Genomic DNA, 4,542 nt, shown 5'->3' with positions numbered 1-4,542 from the left:
CGGTGGCCGTCTTACGTTCTCAGGCGACACCCGCTACCGGGACGAAACCCCCGGAACGGGTGGAACCCGTACACCACTTCCCTGGACGCAACCCTGTAGCACAGCAGGCATCGAGGCCACCGGTTTCACAAGGTGTCCGAGCCTTCAGCTTTTGGCGCTCCTGATACTGAAGCCATCCCAAGACCCGTCTCCAACACCTCTTCACCGCCACCGCGATGACCCTTGCTCGGCTTGATTCATGGCTCACCGGAACCGCCCAGGCCGGAACCCGTATCTCCGCCTCGAACGGTTACGTCCCGTTGTCTGACGGCAACGGGACGCAACCGGTAGGCCATTTACAAGCGGTGTCCGGCTGGCGCGGCTCCATCGCTGTCCTCCCAGTGCGGAGAAACCGGCCGCGCTACGGCTCGGGCCTGCGGGCCTCCGCCTCCTGGACATGGCGCTGGAACAGGTACTCGACCTCGTCGGGCGCGTGGCGCATCCGGGCCTGCCGCCAAGCACTGTCGAAGTCGAACGGGGAGCGACTGAGCCGCTGGAGGCGGAGCGCCCGCAGCGTCGTGAGCGGGGCGAGCAGAACCCGCCACAGAGCCGCCCTCATCCGGCCCGTCCGTCCGGGGCGGCCGGGTCCGGCGGCGCGGTGGCCGCCTTCAGGGCTTCGGTGGACTGCTGAAGCAGGACCTGCATGGCCTCGTGCCGGATCCCCGGGTCCTGGAACCCGGCGCCGACCGCCTCCCACTGTTCGAGAAGCGGGTACCACCAGGCGTTGCATGACCTGATCGCGCGTGAGAGCCGTTGCAGGTCGGCCACTCGAGCGTCATCAGGGAGCGCGGAGGTCCGCTCCATGTGGTCGAGCACCACGAGGTCCGGGTGGTCGTAGAGGGCCATCTTGAGGAACTCCAGCCGCCTGATCCGTTCGGTGTCGGCCCGCCGGACGGCCAGGGTCTCCTGCGCGGTGGGCGACAGGCGGAGGACGAACTTCGCGGACAGCAGTCGGTAGTACGGGGTGCGTCGACCGTCGGATGCACCGAACACGGCGTTGAGGGCGTCCTCGACCCCGAGCAGGTCGTCCGGCTCCAGCCCCGCGGTCACCTCCGCGGCAGCGGCGCGGAGGTCGCTGCGTACCTGTTCCGTCAGATTGGCCCGGCACCGCAGGGCGGGCCGCCATATCACGATGAAGGTGGCCTCGAACGGTACGCCCGGTACGGCGCTGGGCAGTCGGCACGGCCGCGGGCAACCGGTGGTGCGCGCGGCCCGCTGCCACGGCCACCTCATCGAACGGCGCCGTCGGGCGCGAAGAGCTTGTGGAACGGGGCGCGGACCAGGTGCTGGTAGAAGTCCTCGGCGATGTTGACGCCCTGCGCCGTGACGGAGCCCGTGAGCGCCTGCATCAGGTTCATCCCAGCCTGGAACATCCGGTGCCCGCGGAGCGGCACGAGCAACTGGTCTCGGAGCTGCGCATAGCTGTCGGAGTCGGCGTCGTCCGCGCAGGAGCGGATCCAGCCGGTGATCCGCGGGATGGTCTCGACCGCCGTCTCCGGACTGCCGAGCAGCTCCGCCAAGGCCCGCTGGACGTCGATCCCCGGCGCGTCGGCCGACAGCAGCCACGGCAGCCCCGGGGTATCCACCGACATCAGGGCGAGGAAGGCCAGGCTACCGCTCCGGGACGAGCTCTTCGCCTGCTGCCAGGTCCCGACCTCAGTGACCAGCCGGGCCCGGCCGGCGGACCGGCGGGCGAGCTCCTCGAAGACCGCGAGCACGCTCTGCCGGACGGCCGGGTCAGTGGTCCTCTGGGCCACCCGCCGCAGCCGGACCACGGCCATCTTCGCGGCGGCGGAGCTGACCTCGGGGTCGGCCAGGACAAGGCGGCAGGTGGAGACCACGGTGGGCGCGCTGCCGCTCGTATCGGCCCACTGGTAGAGCGTGGCCCAAACGAGGCGTCCGACATGCTCGTCGTGCACCGCGGTCCGGAGAACGGCACCCAGCAGGTCCGGCGCGGTCAACTCGGCCAGCTTGTTGAGGTGTTCCCTGGTGCCGTGGCGCAGGGCCAGGGATGCGAGCGTCCGGACCACCGGGTCCGTCGGGTCGGGCCGGGCGGCGAGCTTCGCGAGCCAGCCGAGCAGTGGCGTGCGCATGGCCTCGTAGTTGTCCCAGACGTACTCGAGCACCGCCCGCCCGTAGGCCGGCCGGTCGAAGAGCACCACGTCGCGCCCGTCAACCGTGGCGCCGACGTCCTGGATCCGGCGGCGCAAACCGCGGGACGCGAAGGCCGCCTGGGCCGCCGTCCCTGCCGTCGGGTCGGTGTTCACCGACTCCACCGCCGCCTGCAACTGCCGCGTGTCGGCCGACACCAGGGAAACCGGCGCGGACTGCCGCACCGCCAGGGAGAGCAGCAGGTAGCGATCCTCGAGCGCCAACGACCGGTCGGTCCTGCCACCGGCGACGATGCGGTCCCCGAAGAGCTCGTCCAACTCCCCGCGCCAGTCCGACAACGCCTCGAGCACGCGGTCCTCGAACGTCTTCGCCGCGTCCCGGTCCGCTCCGCTCCGGAGCGGGGCAGGGGCCTGCCGGTGCAGGCGGTGCTCCTCCCAGACCGCAACGATCCGGTGGACCGCCTGGACCGCCGCCACGGCGTTCAGGCCACGCAGTTGGGACAGGGCCCGCTCGGACGCCCTGATCTCCTTGGCCGGCTCGTGGTGGCCGCCGGCCTCGAGATGGGCGTCCACCACCGGACCGGCGGCGGGGGACTCCGTCAGGCGGAGCACTTGCACACCGGGCCGGGCGACCAGGCCCGGGACTTCCCAGATCTCCTGAGCTACCGTCAGCACCAGGTAGGACCGGCAGTTGGCCAGGTGTTCGGCGTGCTTCCCGAGCGAGGTGAGGAAGTCGGCCGAGACCCGGTCGGTGTCCGGATCCTTGAGGTCGAGCTGAAAGGCGTGCCGTTGCTCCAGAGGGAGCCGGGTCCGGCTGGGCGAGTTCCAGTCCGCCTGCAGTTTGACCAGGGTGGTGCTCGGCGTGGTGTGCTCGGCCAGCAGGCGCAGCGCGAAGGTGGTGGCACCGATCGCGCGGGGGGCGACGACGACCAGGACGGGCGCCCGCAATCCGCCGGTGGCCGGGTCGAGCGCCTCCTGCCAGGTGTCCGTCCACGCGTCACGGACGAACGGCTGCTCCAGGAGGGCCACACGGTCCAGTTCCTCGCCCTCGAGGACATCGCGTTTGCGGGTCTCGAGGACCAGTTGCTCGACAACGCCGGCAACGACCTCGACCTGGCTGTGGAAGTGCGTCACCGGGCTGGCGGCCGTGTGTACACCCGGAGCCACCTCCTGTGCGAGGGGCTGCTCCGGAGCCTCCTCGATCGGGGACGGGGCATCGGGCGGCTTCGGGCGGTGGTCCTGCCGGGATTGCAACCAGCTCGGCAGCCAGGACTCGGGGTCTCCGCTCCTGCGCCCCTCGCTGTTCGGATCGTCGGCGAACCGGGGCAGTTGGGGGGTGTCGGACACAGACTTCTCCCTTGTACGGATGAGACGGATGATGTGGTGCCGGCTCAGCGACTGCGACGGTCGATCCGGATGTTCTTGATCCGATCCGCGATGACGGGGTCGTTGACCGTCCCGCGGAAGTTGAAGACGGCCCCCGCCCTGGCAGGCTGCTCCGGCGAGAGGTGCGCCGGGGGCACAGGAGGGGTGCGCGGAGCGGGGCTACCGGGGTCGGGCAGGTAACCGCGGAGGGAGTCGGCGGGCATGCCAGGTACGAACAGCCGGCACGGCGCCTCGAACCCGGGCTTGCCGTCCACCCTGGCGGTTACCGAAAGGAACTGGCGCTCCGTCAACTCCGAACAGGTGCGCCCGGCCTGCACGGAGCGCTGGTAGACGGACTCCGAGAGGACGGCCGCCAGGAACAGTCCGTTGTCGGTCGCGGCCGCGACGGCCTGGTAGGCCGCGTCGCTGTTGACCAGTCGGCAGGCTTCGTTGATCGCGGCGCCGCGGTGGTCGGGGAGGCTCAGCGGGCCGACATGGACGGCGACACGGAGGCGGATGGCCGGTGCGGCGGCCATCCGGATGCCCTCGTAGCGCTGGAGCGCGGCACTCAGGTTTCCCAGCAGCGGATCGACCAGCCGCGCGACGTGCCGGGGCGGGAGGAGCAGGATGACGCCGTCACCCGTGTCCTTGTACCCGCTGTCCAGGGTGCGGGGCACGGGCAGTCCGCTCTGGGCGAAGACGGTCTCCAGGATGCTGTCCAGATCGGACCGGACCGGCGCCATCTGCGCTTCAGGGAGTCGGCTGTAGCCCTTCATATCGACGACCATGACGGCCTGCTCGGGCGGCACGTCGTGGTCCGGCACGTCGCGGTCCGGTACGGAGGCGGAGGAAGTCACGGGTGGGTGGCCTTTCGGCAGTCGGGGCGGTGGACGAGGCCCCATGCTGCTCGGCAGGCCACCGCGGTGGTGCCCAGTACTGGGCACCCGCAGCGGCATCACCGTCCCGTGGAGGCCCGAGTACGGCACCCTGCTGGAACTCGCCGAAGCCTGCGACATCGCCGTCCGCT

4 protein-coding genes are annotated in these 4,542 nt (G+C 70.8%); all 4 read right to left on the bottom strand.

Going from position 1 to position 4,542, the window contains the following annotated elements:
* Positions 1–400: 400 nt before the first annotated feature.
* Genes AB0M03_RS39405 through AB0M03_RS39390 form a run of 4 tightly spaced genes read right to left on the bottom strand, consistent with a single transcriptional unit; the run spans position 401 to position 4,372 of the window.
* A complete protein-coding gene (locus AB0M03_RS39405; protein WP_363501591.1) occupies positions 401–598 on the bottom strand; it encodes a hypothetical protein in 198 nt (65 codons plus the stop codon).
* Positions 595–1,272 (bottom strand): hypothetical protein, encoded by a 678-nt coding sequence (locus AB0M03_RS39400; RefSeq protein WP_363501588.1) that lies wholly within the window; start codon positions 1,270–1,272, stop codon positions 595–597. Before AB0M03_RS39400 ends, AB0M03_RS39405 begins: the two co-directional genes overlap by 4 nt.
* Positions 1,269–3,497 carry a hypothetical protein gene (locus AB0M03_RS39395; RefSeq protein ID WP_363501585.1) on the bottom strand — a complete coding sequence of 743 codons (2,229 nt, stop codon included), beginning with the start codon at positions 3,495–3,497 and terminating at the stop codon, positions 1,269–1,271. Before AB0M03_RS39395 ends, AB0M03_RS39400 begins: the two co-directional genes overlap by 4 nt.
* A 44-nt stretch (positions 3,498–3,541) precedes the next feature.
* Positions 3,542–4,372: a hypothetical protein gene (locus tag AB0M03_RS39390; RefSeq protein WP_363501582.1), complete on the bottom strand. Its 831-nt coding sequence runs from the start codon at positions 4,370–4,372 to the stop codon at positions 3,542–3,544.
* Positions 4,373–4,542: the final 170 nt, after the last annotated feature.

Source organism: Kitasatospora sp. NPDC051914, from assembly GCF_040680995.1.
Taxonomy (GTDB): Bacteria; Actinomycetota; Actinomycetes; order Streptomycetales; family Streptomycetaceae; genus Kitasatospora.
The sequence above is the reverse complement of the archived record's forward strand: the minus strand, read 5'-3'. Positions and strand labels throughout refer to the sequence as shown.